The organism is Halomonas sp. ALS9 (assembly GCF_001651035.1).
Classification (GTDB): Bacteria; Pseudomonadota; Gammaproteobacteria; order Pseudomonadales; family Halomonadaceae; genus Vreelandella.
On record NZ_LXRG01000231.1, the window covers coordinates 54,506 to 75,971 of the forward strand.

Genomic DNA, 21,466 nt, shown 5'->3' on the forward strand with positions numbered 1-21,466 from the left:
CTAGTGATTTCGCTGATACCCAACTGATACTGTGATTCTGCGGCATCTAAGCTGAAATGCTTAATACCACAGACGTCACTGAGTAAGCTACTACTACCTGTGATTGATATAAAGACGCTCACAGGGAGAGAGATGCATCCAACACTGTTTTAAAAACTGTTTTCAACACTACAGGATGAGCTGGTCGCTCGATTAGGCCCATCTTTACACGTTCAGAAACATGTGATCGCGCTCTTCGCTACATCAAAGGTTCCTGATGTTTTGTGAAGCATCCTAAGTTTTATTTTATTTTTTAGATTTTTCTTATTTAGATTATCTTGCTACTTTCTACTTGCTACTACTTATGCAGTTTTTTAGTTTCTTACCACAGAAAAACAATCTAGGTTCATTGAGGAAACTACCAAATAAGTACTAAGATTATAGTCGTTGGCCTAAGTGTATGCAAGATTTTACTGCTAGGTTTAATGAGGCTATGGTACTAGAACGTGCAGCAGGGTTGCCCACTCAACTAACGCGCAGCGGTTAGTGGCCTAATAACGAGTGGACAATGTAGCCACCGTAAGCATTACGCGATGCCTTATTAAAGGCATTTTTATTACAACAGTAACAAGGAGTGCTTTATGGATCCGTTTCTCGGGGAAATCAAAATGTTAGGCTTTGCATGGGCGCCCGTGGGTTGGGGACTATGCAATGGTGCCCAGCTGTCTATTTCACAGAATACTGCCCTCTACTCTTTGCTTGGCGTTGTTTATGGCGGCAACGGTCAAACCACCTTTAACCTGCCAGATCTGAGAGGGCGAATGCCCAGAGGGCAAGGTCATGGAGCGGGCATGGGAAATGTCAATATCGGCGAGGAAGCTGGAGCGGAAAACCGCACACTGACTATTAATGAAATGCCTCACCATACGCATGCCGCTGGGGCAATGACAACGCCGGAGAGCGCCAATCAAGCCACGCCTGCCACAGGGGATTATTTAGCCAGCGGGAAAACGGGTCTTAGCAGCTCTGTGAGCAATTATTTCCGTGGCACACCCTCTGGCACAGTTGCGTTAGGCAATGGCCAAACGGGCAGTAGCGGAGGGAGTCAACCGTTTAACGTAATGAACCCTTATCTTGCCCTGAACTTTAGTATTGCGTTACAGGGTATCTTTCCATCCCGCCCATAGGACAAGTTGCGGTGGCCGAATGCGTGAGGGTTCGGCCACCCACAGAGGAGTCACGATGTTAGGCACCATTACAGCGGCGGATTTTCAGCCGCTACAGGGAAAAGTGTGTGTTTTTGAAGTAACACCAACACATTCGATGCAGTTCACGGTCGAGCAAGTAGAAAGCCGCCCCGACTGCCAAGTGCCGGGATCGGGCGAGGCGCGGGAGCCTTTCTGTGTTCTTCTGTCTGGGCAACAAGACGAGGCTGGTTTTACCAGCGCTACCGGGGTTTTGCGCCTAGGCGACGCTGCAACGCTGGAAGGCGTCTACATTAACCGTGTGTTACCCCCAATGGGTGGCGACCCACGGCCCTGGTATCAACTTGTCTTTAACTAATTTTTGACGAGGGCGTTTGCGGATACCAGACCCAACGTTCCACTGCCCCCATTAATCTTTCAAAGCGGAACCCTAACTGCTGGTAAAGCTGTTTGGCATAAACATTAAACGGGTCGACGGAGAGGGAAACGGGGCTCATCACTTGAGCCCCTGCTGACTGGACTGCCCGAAGAACAACAGCCCCATAGCCCTTGTTACGTGCCCCCTTGATTAGCGCGAGATCAAGAATATGCACTTCATCGGCACCGAAATCCACAGTAACTCGGCCGATCCGCTCGCCCTGTTTTTCGACGATATAATACAAGGCATTGGGGTAAGCGGTTCCATAACCGACCGCTTGCGCCTTCACCTGCATCTCAAGCAAGGCCTCAATGACATCTTGATCAGCCAACGCCAATTGCAGGTCTTGCCGAATATCACGATAAAGCGCTTCGAGAAAAAGATGATCAGAGTCTCTAGAGGGCCGAAGTTGCAGCCCATCGTTTAAGTGCCTGCCTATGCCCGCCATTTGTTTGCCATTGCCTAAGGATATAAATTGATTGAATCGCCCACCACTACAAGATAAGCGTGAGCTTGCCAAAAATGGTGAGTGCTCACCAACCCCCTTGGCCCTCTAACAAGCTGCGGGTGTTGTTATTAAGCGGCATGCGGAAATCGGCGCTGCCGAGTACCATGGCATCGCCTGCCCGCACTACCCTAGCACTCACATAGACGTAGTCCTGGCCCTGTGCATAGGTGCCCATTAAAATTGAACGGGCGTTGTGCTGAGCGGTTAGGCGCTGAACTTGCCGTGAAAGAATTAATTCCCCCACGCTCTCTTCGATGAACATGCTGTCGCGCATTTTAACTTCGCGTACCTGCATACCCTGGCGGGCCAGGGCGGACGCCATAATTTCAGAGCTGATACGCCCCAGTGTCGACGATTGGCTTAGATTGTCGATGCTCACAAAGGTGGCAGCAATCATGGGGCTATAGCGCGTGAGCTCTGGGTTACTGGCAACCATCTGCTCGGCAGCGGCATGAACCAATTCAGACAGATCGGGTTCCGGTTCGGCGGGTCTATTGTTAGCATTACCCAGCGTGCCACAGCCAGCCAGTAACAGTAGCGTAATACCCATGGCCATCCCGCGGGCCGCATGGCTGATAGAGCGAGCGCGCCGAGCAGCGAAAAGTGTAATCAGCATGAAATTACCACGTATCTGTAAGGGAAACGGAGGGTGTGGTAGGTGCCTGGGGCACGCGGTGAGGGGCATATTGACGACGATCACCGGCATTGATGTAGTAAATGTTGGACGAAGAGTAGAGAATTCGTTCGCCATCGATAATTTGCGTGGTCACGATAATCTCTTCATTGCCGGTGTGCGTCCAGCTACCGCTGGTGGTGTCGGCAAGCATGCCTGCGGGGATTAACCCTAGTGCAGGTTCTGCCCACTGGTTATACGGAATGGTAGCCACAGCGATACCCGCGGTGAGTGCGGTAAAAGCACCGACGGGAGGGCGGATAAAGCCGCGATCACGGTGTTCGACGACTTCGACATTAAACGTGATATTGGCGCTGTTTGCAGTGGGGACGGTGGTGAGGTTGGCGCCCCGTGAGACCAGCTCGCTGGTCAGCAGTGCGCGAAAGCCGCGCCCAAATTCACCGCCGCTGTAGGCGTGCAGTGCTTCACTGTCGGGTTCGCTAATGTGTAAATCGCGATTACGAACGCGCTCGCGTTGCAAAATGCTGGTAGCTTCATGGCGGGCCAGCACATCCCAGTGGTGGGCAGCCTGCATACGCTGCTGCTCAGTGTAGGGGTAAGTAGTGGCTATCGGCGCTTGAGATGTATTGGCATAAAAGCAGCCGCTGAGCATTAAGCTTGCCAGCCCCAAGCTGACAGGACGTATGAAATAGGGTAATGGGAATAATCTGGGACGGGTGCGCACCTGCTGGTTCCTTTTTCGCTACAAAACGGCTTTTGATAGACTGTTCGCCATGCTTAGTTTGCCATGCCTAATTCATCATACCTAGCTAGATCGGCCACGAGGTTAAAAACTTGAATGAGCGATAACACCAATGCTTGAAGATCATCGCAGCGGTCCGCGCCATGATTCGCTAATGTCGGCCTATCATGAGAGTGATAGTGGGAGCGGTTGGATGATCAGCTATCTCGATATCATGACCCTACTGGTGGCCCTTTTTGTGGTCATTATTGCCGCTGCTGGGCCGGTTATTCCTCAGTTGAACCAGACAAATAATATGAGTGAAGATGCTGACGCACCCTTACCTAATTTGGGCGTTCCGCTGCCCGAAGCTTTGGCCCAGGTAAGCACTGAGCGGGTGGGTGTCGCCCGTTGGGGCGTTGAAGGATTGAGTCCTATGGCCATCAGTGCGGCGCTAGGCGTCGCCGGGCTGCCCAAGTTGACTGATCTTCCTCGGCGAGTCAGCGTCGGTGTCCCACCGCTTTTGGCAGCACCACTGCCGCCCGCTGAACCGGTTATTTCTTTACCCAAACTGTTGATGCCCGCGGGCAGCGATGATTTTACATCGCCCTTAGCTGACTACATGGTGGTGTTAACTGATCGCCCCCCGGTGAATGTGCAAGCAGTGAGTGATGAGTCAGTCTCGGGGGCACTTGCCCTGGATCAGGCGCTCTCCCAGCGCGTTGAAGAGTCTACCTACCTACCCGACCTGGAGGGCGTTGAAGTGTCACGAGTGGCTGAGGGGATTAGTCTGCGTGTGCAGGATCAACTGCTGTTTCCTTCGGCAACGGCCGAGCTGACCAATGACGGGTCGTCACTAGTGGGTAGTTTGTTGGAAACTATTCAGCGCTACGATGGCGAAGTATGGGTTGAGGGCCACTCGGATAGTCAGACTATTAGCACTGATGAATTCTCGTCTAATTGGGCACTGTCTAGTGCCCGTGCGATTGCTATTGTGGAAGCACTGGAAGCGGCGGGTGTCGACGCTGAACGCCTGCGTGCCGTGGGTTTGGCGGCCACTAAACCGCTTGAGAATAATGCCACAGCGGAAGGGCGCGCACGCAACCGGCGGGTTGAAGTAGTGATTCATGTCGAGTAGCGAGTCTCTGATCACATGCAGATCTGAGCACGTACAACAATATCACGTACAAAAATATTCACGTACAAAAGTATTAAATTAATATTAAAAAAAAGCCCGCCGGGGGAGGCGGGCATTAAAGGGCTTGGCTCACTGCAGCCCACTGGCATCAGGTGAGGGGTGTACAGGATGACCAGTGGGTACAATTTCAGTATAGCTATTTCTAGGGCGTTGCCAAGTGCTGTGACGTTTTTTTATAGCCTTATTATCACTTTAGTTAATGCTAATGCTTTTTTGGAGAGCAAACAGCAACGCAAGTGCACCGATCTGTTTCATGCGCTTTTTTAGTGCATTCAGGCTGCCTCTTTTTGGTGCTTACAGGTTTTGCGATTTATTTACGCCTTCAGTTGCCATATAACCTTCTGATGAATAGGAGCTTCTCCGTATTGGCTTATATATTGCTTCGCTCTTGATAGCCAATTAATAGCTGGTCATAGCTCGTCAGGTGGTTTAGCTATACTGCTTGAACAATGCGTTAAGGCCGACAAGAGGTAGTGCCATGCCTGAATCCGCTCGTCTCTCAGCATCCCCCGCATCCTCCGCATCAATGCCTTTGGAAGCGCCGATTTCGGTTGATCCCGCTCTGCAGCCACGGCTGGTAGTGACCGATCTTGATGGCTCGCTGCTCGATCATCACAGTTATGACTTCAGCCCTGCGGCCCCCTGGCTTGCCCGCTTAAAACAGATGGGAGTGCCGGTGATTCCGGTGACCAGTAAAACCCGTGCCGAGCTGATTCCCCTGCGCGAAGCCTTGGGCCTCACGGCAACGCCATTTATCGCTGAAAATGGTGCAGTGATTGGTTTGCCGCCAGGCTGGTGCCATGCACGCTTAGACCGCCCGGGGAGTGGACGCGATGGTGTCGTTATCAAGCACCCGGGGGTAGATATTGGCTTTATTCGTGCCCGGCTTAAGGTGTGGCGTGAGCGTCTAAATATTCGCTTTACCCGCATGGGGGAACTGAGTGTGCCAGAGGTGATGGAGCTTACCGGGCTTGATGCAGCTCGCGCCCGAGACGCAAGGCAGCGTGAAGGCAGTGAACCGTTGCTGTGGCAGGACACCGAAGCGGCTCTGGAAGCGTTTCGGGTCGCTTTAGAAGGGGATGGACTACAGCTTACTCAAGGCGGGCGCTTTTGGCATGTTATGGGGCTCTCCGCTGATAAGGGCAATGCCGTCGAGTGGTTGGTGAAGCGCTTTGCGGCATTAAGAGGCCGAACGCCTCTTTCACTGGGGCTAGGAGACGGGCCAAACGATATCACTATGCTCGAAGCCGTCGATCAAGCCGTCGTAATCCGTGGTTGCCACGATTTAGTCGTAGAACCCCGCAACGCTTCGCTCTACCGCACCGAGGCAACCGGGCCGACCGGCTGGGCCGAGGGGGTGGCCTACTGGTGGGGGCGAGACGACCGCCGTTTAGCGACGGCGGTGAAGGGTGATGCTGTGTTCTCGGAATCCAGTTCTTTAAGTGCAGCTCTTTGAGAACAGATCTTTGATTCCAGTTCTTTGAATCCAGGTCTTTGACTCTAGGTCTTTGACTCTAGGTCTTTGAATCCAGGTCTTTGAATCCAGGTCTTTGAATCCAGATAGGTAAGCGCATGAGTGACTTTCATCAGAACGGAATTATTACCGACTTTCACAACCTTACCCGGCGCACGGTGGAGGCGCTTGAACAGGAGCTTTGTCAATTTTCCCGGCGACGGCCAATGGGATTGATTCTGCCATCGCTGTTTTCGGAACTGGAAGGGCCTGCACTGTCGGCAATCGTTGACGAGCTGGTTAAAGTCCCGTATCTCAATGAAATTGTCATTGGTTTGGATCGCGCTGATCGAGAGCAATTTTTATACGCTCGTGATTTTTTTTCACGCTTGCCACAGCATACTCGCATTTTATGGAACGACGGCCCACGCCTGCGCGCCCTGGATGCAGAGTTGGAAGAGCACGGGTTAGGCGCTTTGGAACCCGGCAAGGGGCGCAATGTATGGTACTGCGCAGGTTATATGTTGTCCTCTGGGCGCTCGAAGGTGGTGGGGTTGCACGACTGCGATATCCTGACCTACGAGCGAGGGCTGCTGGCGCGCTTGATGTACCCGGTAGCCCATCCCAACTTTAACTACAGTTTCTGCAAAGGCTATTACCCGCGCATTGCCGAGGGTAAGCTGAACGGCCGCGTCTCTAGACTGTTAGTCACGCCGTTACTGCGGGCGCTGAAGACCGTCTGCGGGCCAATGCCGTACCTCGATTATCTGGATAGCTTTCGTTATCCGTTGTCGGGAGAGTTTGCGATGCGCAGCGAAGTGCTTGAGGGAATTCGTATGCCGGCGGATTGGGGGCTGGAGATTGGTGTTTTATCGGAGCTGCAGCGCAACTATTCCCTGCGCCAGCTTTGCCAAGTAGATATTGCCGATGCCTACGACCATAAACATCAGCCGGTTAGCGAAGATGATCCCAACGGCGGTTTAAACCGTATGAGTCTGGATATCTCAAAAGCGCTCTATCGTAAACTAGCCACCCAGGGTATTACCTTTAGCAGCGAAGATTTCCGCACCCTGAAAGCTACCTACTACCGCTTCGCGCTGGATTTGATTGAAGCCTACGATCACGATGCCACCATGAACGGGCTGAGCCTTGACCGCCACAGTGAAGAGCAGGCTGTGGAGTTGTTTGCCAGCAACCTACTTGAAGCAGGTAATCTGTTTATGGATAACCCTCGAGAACGGCCCTTTATCCCCAGTTGGAATCGGGTGCAAGCCGCGGTGCCGGATCTGCTTACGCGTATGCACGAGGCAGTCGAGCTGGATAACCAGGGCAAGGTTTAACCGTTCAGGTTGTTAATCATTTTTTCAAAAACCGTTCATCCATTAAAGAGGCCAGCTACCCAAGGTAGCTGGCCTCTTACGCAGTGCATGTTTGTAAAATGCGGTTTTTAAGGTTTGGTTTTTAGCTCATGATTGTTAACACCTAGTTTTCGCTAGCGTTAAAAATCACTGTGCTGATGAGCCGTCCGCTTGGCGGGAGCAATGGCGGGTAAGCTTGCCCGTGCATGGCCCGCGCTTTGATTAATGCGGAAGTGGGCAACCAGCTGGCGCAGTTGATCGCTGAGCTGGGCAAGCGCCTGAGTGGCGTGGTTGCTCTCTTGTACCAGGCTTGCATTTTGTTGGGTCATTTGATCCATTTGGGTCACCGCTTGGTTGACCTGTTCGATACCGCTGCTCTGCTCAATGGTGGCCGCAGAAATCTCTTGAACCAGTGTGCTGAGCTGCTTGATGTCATCGACCATGCTATTGATCACATCGCCGGTATCACGCACCTGGCGGCTGCCTTCCATCACTTTGCTATCCGACGCTTCGATTAATGTTTTGATCTCTTGGGCGGCGGCAGCCGAACGGCTGGCGAGTTGGCGAACTTCATTAGCGACAACGGCAAAACCGCGCCCTTGTTCACCGGCGCGAGCGGCTTCCACCGAGGCATTAAGCGCCAAGATATTGGTTTGGAAAGCAATCCCATCAATGGTGTTAACGATACTACTCATCTGGGTAGCGCTTTCGTTAATCGTCGCCATGGTGGCGATCACCGTGGACATAGAGTCACTGCCGCGCTGGGCGCTGTCAGCGGTGCGAGTGGCAAGCGTACGCGCGTGATCGGCGTGTTCGGCATTTTGTTTCACCGTGGCGGTGAGCTGTTCCATGCTGGAGGCCGTTTCAGCCAATGAGGCAGCCTGCTCTTCGGTACGCGTGGATAGCTCTTCGTTTACCCCGACAATCTGCTCGACCCCGCTGTTGACCTGATTGGCGCCGTGGTGAATATCGCCAATGATATTCGCCAGAGTTTCACGCATACGGTTGATATCAAACAGTAAGCTCTGCTGATCCTTCGGCGAAAGCTGGGTGGTTTGGGTCAAGTCCCCATCAGCAATATGGCGGACTACGCTGGCTGCATAGCGTGGGTCGCCCCCTAGCCTACGTGCGACATCACGAATGACCCAGCCCATCAGCAGCGTTACCGGAAGGCCAATAATCAGCAGTATGATTACCGAACGAATCAAACCGGCAATAAAGGCTTCATTAATATCGTCGACGTAAACGCCTGCCGCGAGTGACCATTGCCACTCGGGAAGGTAGGCCACATAACTGATTTTCGGCACCTGCTCATCGCCAGTAATACGACGGGAGTAGTAGTCAACGTGCCCGCCACCGGCTTTGGCTGCCTCTCTAAAAGCGGCGTAAAGATCCATACCGCTAGCATCCTTGTACGCGCTCATGTCTTCACCGCGGGGGCGGTTGGGATGGGAAACAATCTTTAGGTCATCATCAAAGGAGAAAATATACTCCCCGCCGCCAAAGCTAACGCTGGACATATTATCGATGGCGCGCTGCTGCGCTTCTTCAAGGCCAAGCTCTCCGGCGGCGACCCGTTCTTGCAGGGCTGCAAGCTGGCCATGCACGCTTTCCACCACGTACTGAATACTGTCGCGGCGTTCGCTCTCAATCGTCTGGCGATTCTCCAGGGCCAACCAGCCTACTAGCAACAGCATGGCAACCCAGATAATGCCAAGTGTTCCCCACAGTTTTTGTGTCGTCGTTAAGCGTGTCATGTTTTTCCTAGCCGATTTGAGTAAGCAATGTAGCTCTCTATCGGCTTGAGGCGCTTATACCTTAGCGAAATTTAAAGTAAATGCTGCCGCGGCAATTTCGCTTGCCGCCGCAGCATAACCTCGTAGTGTTTCGCCGGTGTTAACAGACGCTAAAAATCGCTGAGCTGATGAGCTGCCTGCGGGGCAGGAGAGGAGGAGGGCAAGCTTGCCTGTGCATGGTCTGCGCTCTGGTTAATGTGGAAGTGGGCAACCAACTGGCGCAGTTGATCGCTGAGCTGGGCAAGAGACTGGGTGGCGTGGTTGCTCTCTTGCACCAGGCTTGCATTTTGTTGGGTCATTTGATCCATTTGGGTCACCGCTTGGTTGACCTGCTCAATGCCGCTGCTCTGCTCAATGGTGGCCGCAGAAATCTCTTGTACGAGTGTGCTGAGCTGCTTGATATCATCGACCATCCCATTGATCACATCGCCGGTATCACGCACCTGACGGCTGCCTTCCACCACTTTGCTATCTGACGCTTCGATCAAGGTTTTGATCTCTTGAGCAGCGGCGGCCGAACGGCTGGCGAGTTGGCGAACCTCATTGGCGACAACGGCAAAGCCACGTCCCTGATCGCCTGCGCGTGCGGCTTCTACTGAGGCGTTAAGCGCCAAAATATTGGTTTGGAAAGCAATCCCATCAATGGTGTTAACGATACTGCTCATCTGGGTAGCGCTTTCGTTAATTGTCCCCATGGTGGCGATTACCGTGGACATAGAGTCACTGCCGCGCTGGGCGCTGTCCGCGGTGCGGGTGGCAAGCGTACGCGCGTGATCGGCGTGTTCAGCATTTTGCTTAACCGTGGCGGTGAGCTGTTCCATGCTGGAGGCTGTTTCGGCTAACGAGGCAGCCTGCTCTTCGGTGCGCGTGGAAAGCTCTTCGTTAATGCTTACAATCTGCTCGACGCCGCTGTTGACCTGATTGGCGCCGAGGTGAATGTCGCCAATGGTACTCGCCAGGGTTTCGCGCATCCGGTTGATATTAAACAGTAAGCTCTGCTGATCCTTCGGAGAAAGCTGAGTGATTTGGGTGAGATCTCCGTCAGCAATATGTCGCACCACGCTAGCGGCGTAGCGTGGGTCACCGCCTAAACGACGCGAAACATCACGAATAACCCAGCCCATCAGAAGCGTTACCGGTAGGCCAATAATCAGCAGTATCACTATTGAGCGAATCAAGCCAGCAATGAAAACAGCATTAATATCATCGACATAAACGCCCGTCGCCAGTGACCACTGCCACTCGGGAAGGTGTGCTACGTAGCTGTTTTTTGGCAACTGCTCGTCGCCACCTGCCCGGGTAGAGTAGTAGCCAACATGGCCACCGCCCGCCTGGGCAACACGCAGCAACTCGGGGTATAACGCCATACCGCTGGCGTCTTCATAGTTGGTCATGTCAGTGCCAGGCGTGCGGGTGGGGTGGGAAACGATCAGCAAGTCGTTGTTGAAAGAGAAAATATACTCGCCAGCCCCAAAACTAACGCTAGACATATTATCGATGGCGCGCTGCTGAGCTTCTTCTAGGCTGAGTTCGCCGGCGGCGACCCGTTCTTGCAATGCTTCAATTTGGCTTTGCACGCTTTCCACTACGTGCTGAATGCTGTCGCGGCGTTCGCTCTCAATCGTCTGGCGGTTCTCCCAAGCTAACCAGCCAACCAACAGCAGCATGGCGATCCAGATAATGCCCAGCGTTCCCCACAGTTTTTGTGTCGTAGTTAAGTGAGTCATATTGTTCCTAGTTTTTGTAATTGAGTAACTTTTTTCCAATCGGCCTAATGGTTATCGGCCTAAGCGTGATAGACCTTAGCAAAATAATTCATCAACGCTGTTTGCGAATAGCTTTTTTGTCAATTGCAGCACCTTATTTTGCCAATCAAAGCACCTTTATATTCTTAAATGGTCTAAATATATAACTTAAAATGATCTATACTGATGCTTGAGTAAGCAATCACCACTGCATGGGAGGCAATCAATGCAGCGCCCAATCGTTACCTACTTTTTTGATGAACCTACAAACACTTTTAGCTATGTCGTTCAAGACCCTGGCAGCAGTGCCTGCGCGATTATTGACTCGGTGCTCGATTTTGATTACGCCGCTGGGCGAACAGACGTACGCTCCGCTGACAGCATCATTGCCTATATTCGTGAACGCCATCTGCAAGTCGCTTGGATTTTGGAGACCCATGTGCATGCCGATCACCTCTCGGCAGCGCCATACCTGCATGAACAGCTAGGCGGTAAAACTGGCATTGGTGCCAATATCGTGGCGGTACAGGAGATATTCGGTAAGGCGTTTAACGCGGGGACGGAGTTTGCCCGAGATGGCAGTCAGTTTGATGCACTGTTTAAAGAGGGAGACGAGTTCTCGGTTGGTCAGTTGCAGGGCCGTGTGCTGCATACTCCAGGCCATACCCCCGCTTGTTTAACTTATGTAGTCGGGGATGCTGCCTTTGTTGGGGATACGCTATTTATGCCGGATTATGGCACCGCACGCTGCGACTTCCCAGGTGGCGATGCGCGCACTCTTTATCACTCTATCCAAAAAGTGTTGGCGCTGCCGGAGCAAACCCGGTTGTTCCTGTGTCACGACTACAAAGCCCCGGGCCGCGAGACCTTTCAGCATGAAACCAGTGTGGCCGAACAAATCAAAGACAATGTTCACGTACACGAAGGCATCAGCGAAGACGAGTTCGTGATGATGCGCACCGAGCGCGATGCCACCCTGGGCATGCCGAGACTGATTATTCCTTCGGTGCAGGTCAACATGCGTGCGGGGGAGATGCCACCAGCGGAAGATAACGGTCAGGTTTATCTTAAAGTGCCGCTCAATTTTTTCTAACCATCAATAAATGTTAAGGCAGGAGGGTGGGCATGGATTGGATGGCAAGCCTGCATGGGCTGGCAGGTGGGGTGTTGATTGGGCTTTCTGCTACCTGGCTAATGGCAACGCTAGGACGTATCGCGGGTATCAGTGGCATCGTGGGAAATTTGATTACCCAGCGGGGGCCCAAAGGCGATAGCGCTTGGCGAGTGGCTTTTTTGTTAGGGCTAATCAGTGGGCCGTTAGTGATTATGGCGCTCGGGGGTGGCTTAGGTAATGTCGCCGGTAACCCTGGTGGGGTAATTGGTGCGCCAGTGGGTGGCGTAGGGTTAATGCTAGTGGCTGGGTTGTTGGTGGGGGTAGGCACAGGGCTGGGCAGTGGCTGTACCAGCGGTCATGGCGTATGTGGACTGGCGCGCTTGGCACCTCGCTCCATGGCGGCCACCGGGATGTTTTTACTGACGGCGCTAGTGACCGTTTATATCTCGCGTCACTTGCTAGGCCTGGGCGGTGGAGCATGAATCAGTCAAGCAAGAGTCGTTGGATGAAAACAGCGGCTGGCTATACGGCGGGGCTACTTTTCGGCCTCGGTTTAGCTGTTTCAGGTATGACCGACCCCGCGCGAGTAGTGGGGTTTCTAGACGTTGCGGGCGTCTGGGATCCAACGCTGATGTTCGTATTGGGCGGGGCTGTAGTCACCACCTTTATCGGTTATCGGCTGGTGTTTGAGCGCTCAGCACCGCTGTTGGGAAGTGTCTTTCAGTTGCCTACCAAACGTGAGTTAGACGCGAAGCTGTTAGGGGGCGCTGCACTATTCGGCATTGGCTGGGGGCTTTCTGGCTACTGTCCAGGCCCAGCGATTGCCTCTATTGGCGGTCTTTCGTTACCGCTATTGGCCATGCTGGTCACGATGGTGCTGGGTTGGTTTACGGCTAAGCGAATGGCAGCGCCTTAGAGTGATCAAAGTGGTCTTGTGGGAAGCGGCTTTCGCGGCCTCCCACAACCCTTTACGGCGTTTCGCTGCCCATCATGTCGATCATTCGCTCATCGCTTGGCATACCCTGAATACGATCAAGGCGCACGTTTCCGTCTTCTGTTTCACGCTGAAAAACTGAGGTGGGCGTGGCATACAGCCCCAGCTCTTCGAACAGTTGGTTGTTAGCATACACCTGTTCTTCAATTTCCCTTGGTTGGGCACTGGCTTCGATTTCTTTCTGGCCGCTCTCATGCGCATGCAGCGTAGCCGCTGGGTCGTCAGCGCCGAGAATGGCAGCTGCTTTGCCAGGACTGTCGGCGGCTAAAATACCGACCATGATGTGACGCAGTTGCACTTCACCCGCTTCTACCCAAGGGCGAACGTCCTGCCACAGCTGTTGGCAATAGGGGCAGTTGGCATCCGTGAAGGTATAAATCAGTCTGGGGGCATCCACGTCGCCGTCTTGAACCCAGTGGCTTTCGCTTAACAGTTGCCAGGTTTGTGCCTCTAGCGGTGCGCGCACATGCTCATCCAACTTTTCTTCGGTAAGGTCATTACCCTCGCTATCCATCAGCGTACCGACCAACGCATGCTCGCCATCAGGTGTCAGATAAATCGCCATGTCCTGACCCTGCACGCTGGCGCCGTAGCCGCGCAAGCCGCCGGGGGCATCGAATTGGCCATGAATCTCCAAGCCCTGATCGGCCAGTGCCTGAATAGGGGCTGGGAGTTCATCGGCGTAGCTTGCAGAAGTGCCCCAAAGAGGTGTTAGTAGAAGAAGACAGCTAATGGCAGAGTGGTGTTTCAAGTGCATTGCAGCGCCTTGTTTGAATAAGAAGTGGAAGGCCAAGGGGTATGTGCATTATACATGGGGCGTTATACAGCAACTTATGTTTTCTAAGTATTTCGACGGTATCAGCTGTCAGTCACCAACCAGCGTACCGCGTAAGGCGGAAGGGAACCTTCGGCGATCCAGGGGTTGCCAGGATCCAGCGCTTGCCAGGCGTGTTTCTCAAGTGCCTGAGTAACTGCCTCACCCATATTCTCTAAGGGAAGCGGCAGATCGGTGACGTTATACAGCGCTAATAAACGGCGGCCATCGTGCAGTGGGCCGCGCTCTACTGCCAACAGTTCCGGAGCCGAGACCACAACCCGCTGGGCGGCATTGGGGTGAAAGCAGGGTTCCTTGCGGCGTTGGTCTAATAGCCGATTTAAGGCGTGAAAAACATCGTGGGTGGGCGTTGATTGGCTATCCAATAGCAGGTCTAGCTCACTACGCTGCCAGCGCCGACGGTTGATCGAGCGCAGCCGCCCACTGCGCTCAACGCCTTCTACGTCATTCAGTGTGCCTGTCAGGGTGTGGATATACAGCGCGGGGATGCCTTGCAAACTCAGCATAATCGCTTGGCTGCATAGAAAACGCGCAACCTGCCATGGGTCAGGGCCACGGCGGGTGCCACGCATGGCTTCAAACCAGGTGATATTGATCTCATAGGGCGTATCGCTGCCATCCGGGTTGCTACGCATGCTGACAAAGCCACCGAATTTGTGCATCAGCTCCAGCAGCGCGTCCCGCTCGTGGTCAGGCAGCAAGCCCTCCAGAGGGCGTACGCCAATACCGTCGTGACTGGCAGTGAAGTTGAGGTAAGTGCAGTGGTCGGGCAGTACCGGCAGGCTGGAAAGCCAGGTCTGTAGTGTGCTCGCTTCACCCCGGGTGAGGGTGTGCAACAGTAGGGGGGGGAGGGCAAATTGATACACCATATGAGCTTCGTCGGGCTGAGCTAGAGGCAGCCGATCTAAGCCAAAATAACTGATGTTTTCCTGGTGGGGCACATTGGTTTCGGTAATCAGCAGGGTGCCTGGAGCCACGTGATCCACAATCGCCCGCAGCAGCCGCACCACGGTGTGGGTTTCCGGCAAATGAATGCAGGCGGTACCCAATTTCTTCCACAGAAAGGCCACCGCATCCAAACGCACAATCCGCGTGCCTTGCTCCAGGTAGAACAGCAGAATGCCCACGAACTCGAGCAGCACATCCGGGTTTTCGAAGTTAAGGTCAAGCTGGTCTTCGGAGAAGGTCGCCCATAGATAGCGGGTGCCGCGTCGAGTGGAAATGGGTACCAGTAGCGGGCTGCTGCGCGGGCGCACCACTTGGGAAACGTCGGTATCCGGGTCGACCTCGATAAAATAGTCGCGCCCCGGCAGACTGCCGCTCAGATAATCGACAAACCACAGGGATTCCCTAGAGACATGGTTGAGCACTAGGTCGGCCATCAGGTCGTAGTGACTGGCGAGTTCGCGGATATGCGACCAGTCGCCGAGATCGGTGTTGACTTCCCGGTAGTGAATCACCGAAAAACCGTCGTCGCTGCTCCACGGAAAGAAGGGCAGAACGTGCACGCCGCTGATGCGATCGCCCAGCCGGGCTTGAAGAAAATCGCTAAGCACGGCCAGCGGTGGCTTATTCTCTTCGATAATCGAGTCACCATAGCTGATCACCCACTGATCCTTTTCGCTCCAGAAAGGTGCGTTATTAGCGTTGGCTGCTACGGGGTTGGATGAAAAGGGGGCAAGCGACTGGAAATGCTCCAAACGCTGGTTTAAGCGGCGCTGCACTTCGCCTGCCCGGGGCCCGTAAAGGTGGCTGAGGTAGTCATGAACGGTATTTGAAAATGTGTCGTGGACGGTCTGCTCAAAGGGGGGCATGGGTGACTCCTGATAAACAATCTGCCACAAACGCTGCAGCTTGTGTGCCAAATCGTTACAATACGTAGTTGATATCGCGCTTAAACACTAAGATACATTAGCTTATGGCAGTTGCTACTGCGAAACGCCATTAATAGCACACACATTGACAGGTTATAACACGCAAACTCGTGGAGCACGCCGACACGAGCTGACAACAGGTTGACCGCCATGCATTGCCCTTTTTGTGGTGCAAACGATACTCGAGTGACCGATTCGCGGCTGGTAGCCGACGGCGACCAGGTACGCCGTCGCCGCCAGTGTGCGAGCTGCCATGAGCGCTTTACCACCTACGAGACCGCTGAATTGGTAATGCCGCGGGTGGTGAAGTCCGATGGCTCCCGAGAGAGTTTTAATGAAGCCAAACTGCGGGCAGGCATGCTGCGCGCGCTGGAAAAACGCCCGGTCAGTGCTGAAGCCACTGAAGCGGCGGTGGAACGTATCCGTCAAACGTTGCGCGCTCGGGGTGATCGTGAGATCAATGCCCGGGATATCGGTGAGTCGGTCATGCAAGCGCTTAAAACCCTCGACCATGTGGCCTATATCCGCTTTGCGTCGGTGTATCGCAAGTTTCAGGACTTGGATGAGTTTCGTGCTGAGATTGATCGGCTTTCCCAAGAGCCCTCAAACAAGAGCGGGCCGTCAAAATGAGCAGCTTTAGCCAAGCCGACCACCGCTATATGGCGCGGGCGCTGCAACTGGCGAAAAAGGGCTTATATACCACGGATCCCAACCCGCGGGTCGGCTGTGTGATTGTGCGTGATGAGCAAATTGTCGGCGAAGGCTTCCACCTGCGTGCCGGTGAACCTCATGCCGAAATCCACGCGTTAAAGGCCGCCGGTGATCGGGCCCAGGGTGCGACCGCCTACGTGACGTTGGAGCCCTGTTTCCACACCGGGCGCACCGGGCCCTGTGCGCTAGCATTGAAGAACGCCAGCGTGTCACGGGTAGTGATCGCGATGGTGGATCCTAACCCCCAGGTGAGTGGTCGCGGCATTCGCATGCTTGAAGAGGGCGGTATTGAGGTTGCCGTGGGCTTGCTTGAGAGCGAAGCACGCGGGTTGAACCCAGGCTTTATTGCTCGCATGACCCAACAGCGTCCCTTTGTGCGCCTAAAAATGGCGATGAGTTTAGATGGCCGTACCGCCATGGGATCCGGGGAGTCCCAGTGGATTACCGGGCCCGAAGCGCGTACCCAGGTACAGCGGCTGCGGGCGCGCTCCAGCGCCATATTGAGCGGTGTGGAGTCGCTTATTATGGACGACTCACGGCTAACGCTACGCAAAGAGCAACTGCATCTCGATAATGTTGACGACGTGGTTCGCCGCCAGCCGCTGCGGGTGATTTTAGATACCCACTTGCGCTTACCCCTGGCGGCGGCCTGTTTAAGCGAGCCAGGGCGGACGCTAGTGATCACTACGCCAGACCACTCGGAAGAGAAGCGTGAACGGCTAATCCAAGCGGGTGCGGAAGTGCAGATAGTGCCCGCTGGGAGCGATGGCCGTATCGATCTAGTGGCAATGCTGCAGTGGTTAGCGGAAAATGAGCAGGTTAACGAACTGCTGGTGGAAACCGGTGCGACGCTGGCAGGCGCTATGCTTGATGCGGCGCTGGTCGATGAACTGCAGCTGTTCGTCGCCCCCACGCTGTTAGGTGGCGAAGCACGGCCGCTTTTTGCGCTGCCAGGGCTCTCGCGTATGGCCGACCAGCGGCGTTTAACCATCCATGATATGCGCGCAGTGGGGCGTGATTGGCGCATTATCGCTTCTCCTCAGGCGACTAGCGCAACGGGCGCATCTGGTGAATTTAGCGAGAGCAAGGTACCCTGATGCGCAAAATCATGACTAATTTTGCGCGGTACGTTTTCTTCGTGACGACCGTTCGTGACAACCGTTCATGAAAACCTTCGTGACAACATTGACTGGAGATTCCATGGCGCACCCCTCCTCTAGAGGCTTAGCCCCTATCGCCGAGCTGGTTGAAGATATTCGCCAGGGCAAAATGGTGATTCTCATGGACGATGAGGATCGCGAAAATGAAGGTGATATCATCATGGCCGCAGAAAAAGTGCAGGCCGAGCATATCAACTTTATGGCCCGTTTCGCCCGTGGCTTGATCTGTATGCCGATGACCCGGGCCCGCTGCGAGCAGCTTAATTTGCCGCTGATGGTTCGTGATAACGGCTCTGGTTTTGGTACCAAATTTACCCTGTCGATTGAGGCCACCGAAGGCGTCACGACCGGTATTTCCGCGGCGGATCGAGCGCGCACAGTGCAGGCAGCGGCAGCACCCCATGCCAAACCGTCCGATATCGTCCAGCCGGGCCATATCTTTCCGTTGATGGCAGAGCCGGGCGGCGTGTTGCGCCGTGCAGGGCATACGGAAGCAGCGTGTGATTTGGCGGCACTGGCAGGCTGTGACCCTAGCGGTGTAATCTGCGAAGTCATGAACGATGATGGCAGCATGGCGCGTCGTCCTGAACTCGAAGCTTTTGCCCAAGAGCACGACATTAAAATCGGCACCATCGCCGATCTGATTCACTACCGCATCGTTAATGAGCAGACCATCGATCATCTGGAAGCGTCGACAGTGATGACTTCCCATGGCGAACTGACGCTGCACGTGTTCCGTGATCGCATTCAGGGCGCCCATCATTTGGCGCTGGTGAACGGTCAACCAACACCTGAACAGGCCACCACTGTGCGCGTGCACCTCACCGATACGCTGCGCGACGTGATGGGTTTAATGAAAGACGAACAGTGCCGCTGGGATGCTCACCGGGCGTTGGAAGAGATTGCCGGTTCCACGCCAGGCGTGTTTGTGTTGATCGATGACGGCCGCCCGCATCAAGATTTAAAAGATCAGCTGGATATCTTTTTGGATCGCGTGCGCCAGCCGCGTACCAGTGATTCTGACGGTGCCGGTAACTATTTAACTATCGGCACCGGTTCACAGATTCTGCGCTATTTAGGCGTAGGTAAAATGCGCTTACTTAGCTCACCGTGGAAGTTCTCCGCGTTGTCCGGCTTTGACCTTGAAGTTGTTGAGCGTCTGGGGCCCAACGACACGACGTATGAGCCAACCTCTCAGCAGGACTAATTCAGCAGGACTAGTTCAGCAAGACTCATTTAGCAGGAATAAATTGATGCACTCCTTGACGCAAGTTGAAGGTACCTTTGTTGATGTCGATGGCCACTATGTCATCGTGGTCGGCCGTTTTAACCATCACGTGGTGGATAGCCTGGTGGAAGGCGCTGTTGATAGCTTGACCCGCCACGGCGTAGACGCCGAGCATATTCATATTGTTCACGTGCCGGGTGCCTGGGAGCTGCCGTTGGCGGTGAAGCGCGTGCTGAAGGTGATGAAACCCGATGCAGTGATTGCCTTGGGCGCGGTGATCCGCGGTGGAACGCCTCACTTTGAGTACGTGGCGGGTGGCTGTAATACCGCGATCAACCACTTGCAGCTTGAGTTTGATACCCCGGTGGCTAACGGCGTGTTAACCGTTGAAAGCATCGAACAAGCGATTGAGCGTGCGGGCACCAAAGCCGGTAACAAGGGCACTGAAGCTGCTATGGCGGCCATGGAAATGGTCTCCTTGCTGCGCGCGCTGCCGTTAGGAGATAACCAATGAGCGAGCGTAAACCCTCTGCCGCTCAGCAGGGCCGCCACGCGGCGCGTGAGTTAACCGTGCAGGGGCTTTATCAGTGGCACATGACGGGTAAATCCATCACTACGATTGAAGCCGAGTTTCGTAGCCAGGTGGCTGATGATGATCTGGAAGATCATGAAAACTGGGTCAAGGTAATGGAAATTGCCGATAAGGCGCTGTTTCACGAGTTGCTGCATAATACCGTGCGTTTTAAGGCGGAACTGGATCGTGAAATCTCCCCTCTGCTAGACCGTCGGCTGGAAGATCTTGATGCGGTCGAGTTGGCAATTTTGCGCTTAGGCGCTTACGAGCTTTCCCGGCGCATGGAAGTACCCTATCGTGTAGTGATTAACGAAGGCGTTGAGTTGGCCAAGTCATTTGGCGCCACCGACGGCCATAAATACGTGAACGGCATTCTCGACAAGCTGGCGATTCGCTTGCGCAGTGCCGAGGTCACCGCTCGCCGTCTTTGAACGCGAGCGGTATGCCAATGCGTTTAAGGGGCCTTTGTGCTTGCCGAATTTGATTTGATTCGACGCTACTTTATGTCGTCGCAGGAGGCGTCGACCGCGTCAAATGGCGTCACACTAGGATGTGGAGACGATGCCACGCTACTGGTACCGCAAGCCAGCCAACAGCTGGCTGTAAGCGTTGATACCTCGGTAGTGGATGTACACTTTCCCCGTGAAGCCCCGCCGTTCGCGGTGGGTCATCGTGCCTTGGCCGTTGCGCTGAGCGATTTGGCCGCTATGGGGGCGACTTCACGCTGGTGCTTAATGGCGTTGACTCTGGATCAGCGCCAATTTGCCGATGATGATGCGGCACACGCTTGGCTGGCCGACTATGCGCATGGCTTTCATGCTCTGAGTCAGCAACACGCCACGACGCTGGTGGGGGGGGACGTCACTTCTGGTGCGCTCTCTATAGGCGTAACCGTGATGGGTGAAGTCCCAGTGGGCGCAGCCTTGACCCGTGGCGGTGCCCAAGCGGGAGATTTGATTGCCGTCACTGGTGCATTGGGCGGTGGCGCAGGCGGGCTGACACTTTGGCAGCAGGGGGAGCGTGATCTGGCGCATCCGCTGTTAAGCCGCTATCTATTGCCGCAGCCGCGCTTGGCAGCAGGCCTGGCGCTACGTGGCCTAGCTACCGCGGCACTGGATATTTCCGACGGGCTGCTGGCCGACCTGGCACATCTTCGCGAGGCTTCGCAAGTAGGCGCCGTCATCTCGTTAGACGCGCTACCACTAGCAGACGAGCTGGAAAGCACGCTAGGCCGGGAGGCAGCTTTACAGGCGGCGCTTTCCGGCGGCGATGATTATGAGCTGCTAGTAACGTTAAGTGCCAACGACGTAGCCAAGGCGCAGCAGCGCCTTGCGCCATTAGGCTTGACGCTGACCATCATTGGCCACTGCTGTGAAGCGCTCGGGGTGAGTGCCTCTGACCAGAGTGACCTAAACAGCTACGCCGGCTGGCAGCATTTTAGTGGGGAAGCGCCATGAATCGTGCACCTAAAAGTGTCTGGCGTCGCCCAACGCATTTTTTTGCCTTTGGTTTAGGCAGTGGTACGGTGCCTTGGGCACCGGGCACCTTTGGCACGCTAGCGGCAATTCCGTTTTACTGGATGATGGCGGAATTGCCCCTGGGGTGGTACCTGAGTATTTGTTTAGTCGCCTTTGTTGTCGGCGTTTGGCTATGCGATAAAACGTCTCATGACTTAGGCGTACACGACCACTCCGGTATCGTTTGGGATGAGTTTGTGGGGTACTGGCTAACCATGGCGGCGGTGCCTTTTTCCTGGGAAGCAGCGTTATGGGGCTTCATTGTGTTCCGCATCTTCGATGTCTTTAAACCCTGGCCGATACGCTGGGCAGACCGCCGCGTCGCGGGCGGTTTTGGCATTATGATTGATGATGTAATGGCAGGGGTCTACGCCTGGAGTACTATGCACCTGTGGTTCTGGCTACACTAAACTGATTAAGTGGTAAGTGGTAAGTGGTAAGTGG

The 21,466-nt window shown here is 54.5% G+C and carries 22 protein-coding genes; 15 read left to right on the plus strand and 7 right to left on the minus strand.

Annotation, left to right across the window (positions count from 1 at the left end; translation table 11 throughout):
- Positions 1–620 precede the first annotated feature (620 nt).
- Both A6R74_RS20345 and A6R74_RS20350 read left to right on the plus strand, forming a co-directional pair.
- Positions 621–1,166 carry a phage tail protein gene (locus A6R74_RS20345; protein ID WP_064236285.1) on the plus strand — a complete coding sequence of 182 codons (546 nt, stop codon included), beginning with the start codon at positions 621–623 and terminating at the stop codon, positions 1,164–1,166.
- Positions 1,167–1,221: 55 nt separating this feature from the next.
- Entirely contained in the window at positions 1,222–1,542 is a 321-nt protein-coding gene (locus A6R74_RS20350) for a DUF6916 family protein (protein ID WP_064236286.1), read from the plus strand.
- Here the strand turns inward: A6R74_RS20350 and A6R74_RS20355 are convergent.
- The 3 genes from A6R74_RS20355 to A6R74_RS20365 form a co-directional block, all read right to left on the minus strand.
- Entirely contained in the window at positions 1,535–2,050 is a 516-nt protein-coding gene (locus A6R74_RS20355) for a GNAT family N-acetyltransferase (RefSeq protein WP_064236287.1), read from the minus strand. The two genes, A6R74_RS20350 and A6R74_RS20355, sit on opposite strands and share 8 nt — an antisense overlap.
- An 85-nt stretch (positions 2,051–2,135) precedes the next feature.
- Positions 2,136–2,726 (minus strand): FlgO family outer membrane protein, encoded by a 591-nt coding sequence (locus tag A6R74_RS20360; RefSeq protein WP_064236288.1) that lies wholly within the window; start codon positions 2,724–2,726, stop codon positions 2,136–2,138.
- A gap of 4 nt (positions 2,727–2,730) precedes the next feature.
- Positions 2,731–3,396, minus strand: coding sequence for a hypothetical protein (locus A6R74_RS20365; protein ID WP_251041046.1), 666 nt, complete (start codon positions 3,394–3,396; stop codon positions 2,731–2,733).
- Positions 3,397–3,640: 244 nt separating this feature from the next.
- Between A6R74_RS20365 and A6R74_RS20370 the strand changes: the two genes are divergently transcribed.
- The 3 genes from A6R74_RS20370 (at position 3,641) to A6R74_RS20380 (ending at position 7,456) form a co-directional block, all read left to right on the plus strand.
- The gene (locus A6R74_RS20370; protein WP_306460310.1) at positions 3,641–4,603 is read left to right on the plus strand and encodes an OmpA family protein; all 963 of its coding nucleotides are present in this window, start codon (positions 3,641–3,643) and stop codon (positions 4,601–4,603) included.
- Between the two features lie 538 nt (positions 4,604–5,141).
- Positions 5,142–6,119 (plus strand): HAD-IIB family hydrolase, encoded by a 978-nt coding sequence (locus tag A6R74_RS20375; protein WP_064236290.1) that lies wholly within the window; start codon positions 5,142–5,144, stop codon positions 6,117–6,119.
- A 116-nt stretch (positions 6,120–6,235) separates the two neighbouring features.
- Positions 6,236–7,456 (plus strand): hypothetical protein, encoded by a 1,221-nt coding sequence (locus tag A6R74_RS20380; protein ID WP_064236291.1) that lies wholly within the window; start codon positions 6,236–6,238, stop codon positions 7,454–7,456.
- A 158-nt stretch (positions 7,457–7,614) separates the two neighbouring features.
- Here the strand turns inward: A6R74_RS20380 and A6R74_RS20385 are convergent, their stop codons facing one another.
- Together A6R74_RS20385 and A6R74_RS20390 are read right to left on the minus strand one after the other, a co-directional pair.
- Complete coding sequence (locus tag A6R74_RS20385) at positions 7,615–9,231, minus strand: methyl-accepting chemotaxis protein (protein ID WP_064236292.1); 1,617 nt, start codon at positions 9,229–9,231, stop codon at positions 7,615–7,617.
- A 149-nt stretch (positions 9,232–9,380) separates the two neighbouring features.
- Positions 9,381–10,997 carry a methyl-accepting chemotaxis protein gene (locus A6R74_RS20390; RefSeq protein WP_064236293.1) on the minus strand — a complete coding sequence of 539 codons (1,617 nt, stop codon included), beginning with the start codon at positions 10,995–10,997 and terminating at the stop codon, positions 9,381–9,383.
- A 244-nt stretch (positions 10,998–11,241) separates the two neighbouring features.
- On the opposite strand from A6R74_RS20390, the gene A6R74_RS20395 reads away from it, so the two are divergent.
- From A6R74_RS20395 to A6R74_RS20405, 3 genes are read left to right on the plus strand one after another with little or no spacing between them, the layout of a single operon-like run.
- The gene (locus A6R74_RS20395) at positions 11,242–12,108 is read left to right on the plus strand and encodes an MBL fold metallo-hydrolase (protein WP_064236294.1); all 867 of its coding nucleotides are present in this window, start codon (positions 11,242–11,244) and stop codon (positions 12,106–12,108) included.
- Between the two features lie 32 nt (positions 12,109–12,140).
- Complete coding sequence (locus A6R74_RS20400; RefSeq protein WP_064236295.1) at positions 12,141–12,611, plus strand: YeeE/YedE family protein; 471 nt, start codon at positions 12,141–12,143, stop codon at positions 12,609–12,611.
- Positions 12,612–12,634: 23 nt separating this feature from the next.
- Positions 12,635–13,045 (plus strand): DUF6691 family protein, encoded by a 411-nt coding sequence (locus A6R74_RS20405; RefSeq protein ID WP_240488286.1) that lies wholly within the window; start codon positions 12,635–12,637, stop codon positions 13,043–13,045.
- Between the two features lie 52 nt (positions 13,046–13,097).
- Here the strand turns inward: A6R74_RS20405 and dsbG are convergent, their stop codons facing one another.
- Both dsbG and A6R74_RS20415 read right to left on the minus strand, forming a co-directional pair.
- Positions 13,098–13,880, minus strand: a complete 783-nt coding sequence (gene dsbG, locus A6R74_RS20410) for a thiol:disulfide interchange protein DsbG (RefSeq protein ID WP_064236297.1) — start codon at positions 13,878–13,880, stop codon at positions 13,098–13,100.
- 101 nt (positions 13,881–13,981) lie between these two features.
- Entirely contained in the window at positions 13,982–15,772 is a 1,791-nt protein-coding gene (locus A6R74_RS20415) for a sugar phosphorylase (protein ID WP_064236298.1), read from the minus strand.
- Between the two features lie 210 nt (positions 15,773–15,982).
- Between A6R74_RS20415 and nrdR the strand changes: the two genes are divergently transcribed.
- From nrdR to A6R74_RS20450, 7 genes are all read left to right on the plus strand, one after another.
- Entirely contained in the window at positions 15,983–16,462 is a 480-nt protein-coding gene (gene nrdR, locus A6R74_RS20420) for a transcriptional regulator NrdR (protein WP_064236299.1), read from the plus strand.
- Entirely contained in the window at positions 16,459–17,640 is a 1,182-nt protein-coding gene (gene ribD / locus A6R74_RS20425) for a bifunctional diaminohydroxyphosphoribosylaminopyrimidine deaminase/5-amino-6-(5-phosphoribosylamino)uracil reductase RibD (protein ID WP_064236300.1), read from the plus strand. Before nrdR ends, ribD begins: the two co-directional genes overlap by 4 nt.
- A gap of 103 nt (positions 17,641–17,743) precedes the next feature.
- Positions 17,744–18,910 carry a bifunctional 3,4-dihydroxy-2-butanone-4-phosphate synthase/GTP cyclohydrolase II gene (gene ribBA / locus A6R74_RS20430; RefSeq protein ID WP_064236301.1) on the plus strand — a complete coding sequence of 389 codons (1,167 nt, stop codon included), beginning with the start codon at positions 17,744–17,746 and terminating at the stop codon, positions 18,908–18,910.
- Between the two features lie 46 nt (positions 18,911–18,956).
- Positions 18,957–19,445 carry a 6,7-dimethyl-8-ribityllumazine synthase gene (gene ribH / locus A6R74_RS20435; RefSeq protein WP_064236302.1) on the plus strand — a complete coding sequence of 163 codons (489 nt, stop codon included), beginning with the start codon at positions 18,957–18,959 and terminating at the stop codon, positions 19,443–19,445.
- Positions 19,442–19,936, plus strand: a complete 495-nt coding sequence (gene nusB, locus A6R74_RS20440; RefSeq protein WP_064236303.1) for a transcription antitermination factor NusB — start codon at positions 19,442–19,444, stop codon at positions 19,934–19,936. The genes ribH and nusB overlap by 4 nt, the downstream gene beginning before the upstream one ends.
- 36 nt (positions 19,937–19,972) lie before the next feature.
- On the plus strand, positions 19,973–20,962 hold the full coding sequence (gene thiL, locus A6R74_RS20445) for a thiamine-phosphate kinase (RefSeq protein ID WP_064236304.1): 990 nt from the start codon (positions 19,973–19,975) through the stop codon (positions 20,960–20,962).
- Complete coding sequence (locus A6R74_RS20450) at positions 20,959–21,432, plus strand: phosphatidylglycerophosphatase A family protein (protein ID WP_064236305.1); 474 nt, start codon at positions 20,959–20,961, stop codon at positions 21,430–21,432. Before thiL ends, A6R74_RS20450 begins: the two co-directional genes overlap by 4 nt.
- The last annotated feature ends 34 nt before the right edge of the window (positions 21,433–21,466 follow it).

Bases quoted from the DNA above. Each gene is read 5' to 3' on its own strand.
- A6R74_RS20395 (WP_064236294.1), top strand. From the start codon at position 11,242: ATGCAGCGCCCAATCGTTACCTACTTTTTTGATGAACCTACAAACACT.
- nrdR (WP_064236299.1), top strand. From the start codon at position 15,983: ATGCATTGCCCTTTTTGTGGTGCAAACGATACTCGAGTGACCGATTCG.
- nusB (WP_064236303.1), top strand. From the start codon at position 19,442: ATGAGCGAGCGTAAACCCTCTGCCGCTCAGCAGGGCCGCCACGCGGCG.
- A6R74_RS20350 (WP_064236286.1), top strand. From the start codon at position 1,222: ATGTTAGGCACCATTACAGCGGCGGATTTTCAGCCGCTACAGGGAAAA.
- A6R74_RS20345 (WP_064236285.1), top strand. From the start codon at position 621: ATGGATCCGTTTCTCGGGGAAATCAAAATGTTAGGCTTTGCATGGGCG.
- A6R74_RS20365 (WP_251041046.1), bottom strand. From the start codon at position 3,396: ATGCTCAGCGGCTGCTTTTATGCCAATACATCTCAAGCGCCGATAGCC.
- ribD (WP_064236300.1), top strand. From the start codon at position 16,459: ATGAGCAGCTTTAGCCAAGCCGACCACCGCTATATGGCGCGGGCGCTG.
- A6R74_RS20400 (WP_064236295.1), top strand. From the start codon at position 12,141: ATGGATTGGATGGCAAGCCTGCATGGGCTGGCAGGTGGGGTGTTGATT.
- A6R74_RS20405 (WP_240488286.1), top strand. From the start codon at position 12,635: ATGAAAACAGCGGCTGGCTATACGGCGGGGCTACTTTTCGGCCTCGGT.
- A6R74_RS20450 (WP_064236305.1), top strand. From the start codon at position 20,959: ATGAATCGTGCACCTAAAAGTGTCTGGCGTCGCCCAACGCATTTTTTT.
- ribBA (WP_064236301.1), top strand. From the start codon at position 17,744: ATGGCGCACCCCTCCTCTAGAGGCTTAGCCCCTATCGCCGAGCTGGTT.
- dsbG (WP_064236297.1), bottom strand. From the start codon at position 13,880: ATGCACTTGAAACACCACTCTGCCATTAGCTGTCTTCTTCTACTAACA.
- A6R74_RS20355 (WP_064236287.1), bottom strand. From the start codon at position 2,050: ATGGCGGGCATAGGCAGGCACTTAAACGATGGGCTGCAACTTCGGCCC.
- A6R74_RS20415 (WP_064236298.1), bottom strand. From the start codon at position 15,772: ATGCCCCCCTTTGAGCAGACCGTCCACGACACATTTTCAAATACCGTT.
- A6R74_RS20360 (WP_064236288.1), bottom strand. From the start codon at position 2,726: ATGCTGATTACACTTTTCGCTGCTCGGCGCGCTCGCTCTATCAGCCAT.
- ribH (WP_064236302.1), top strand. From the start codon at position 18,957: ATGCACTCCTTGACGCAAGTTGAAGGTACCTTTGTTGATGTCGATGGC.
- A6R74_RS20385 (WP_064236292.1), bottom strand. From the start codon at position 9,231: ATGACACGCTTAACGACGACACAAAAACTGTGGGGAACACTTGGCATT.
- A6R74_RS20380 (WP_064236291.1), top strand. From the start codon at position 6,236: ATGAGTGACTTTCATCAGAACGGAATTATTACCGACTTTCACAACCTT.
- A6R74_RS20370 (WP_306460310.1), top strand. From the start codon at position 3,641: ATGTCGGCCTATCATGAGAGTGATAGTGGGAGCGGTTGGATGATCAGC.
- A6R74_RS20375 (WP_064236290.1), top strand. From the start codon at position 5,142: ATGCCTGAATCCGCTCGTCTCTCAGCATCCCCCGCATCCTCCGCATCA.
- A6R74_RS20390 (WP_064236293.1), bottom strand. From the start codon at position 10,997: ATGACTCACTTAACTACGACACAAAAACTGTGGGGAACGCTGGGCATT.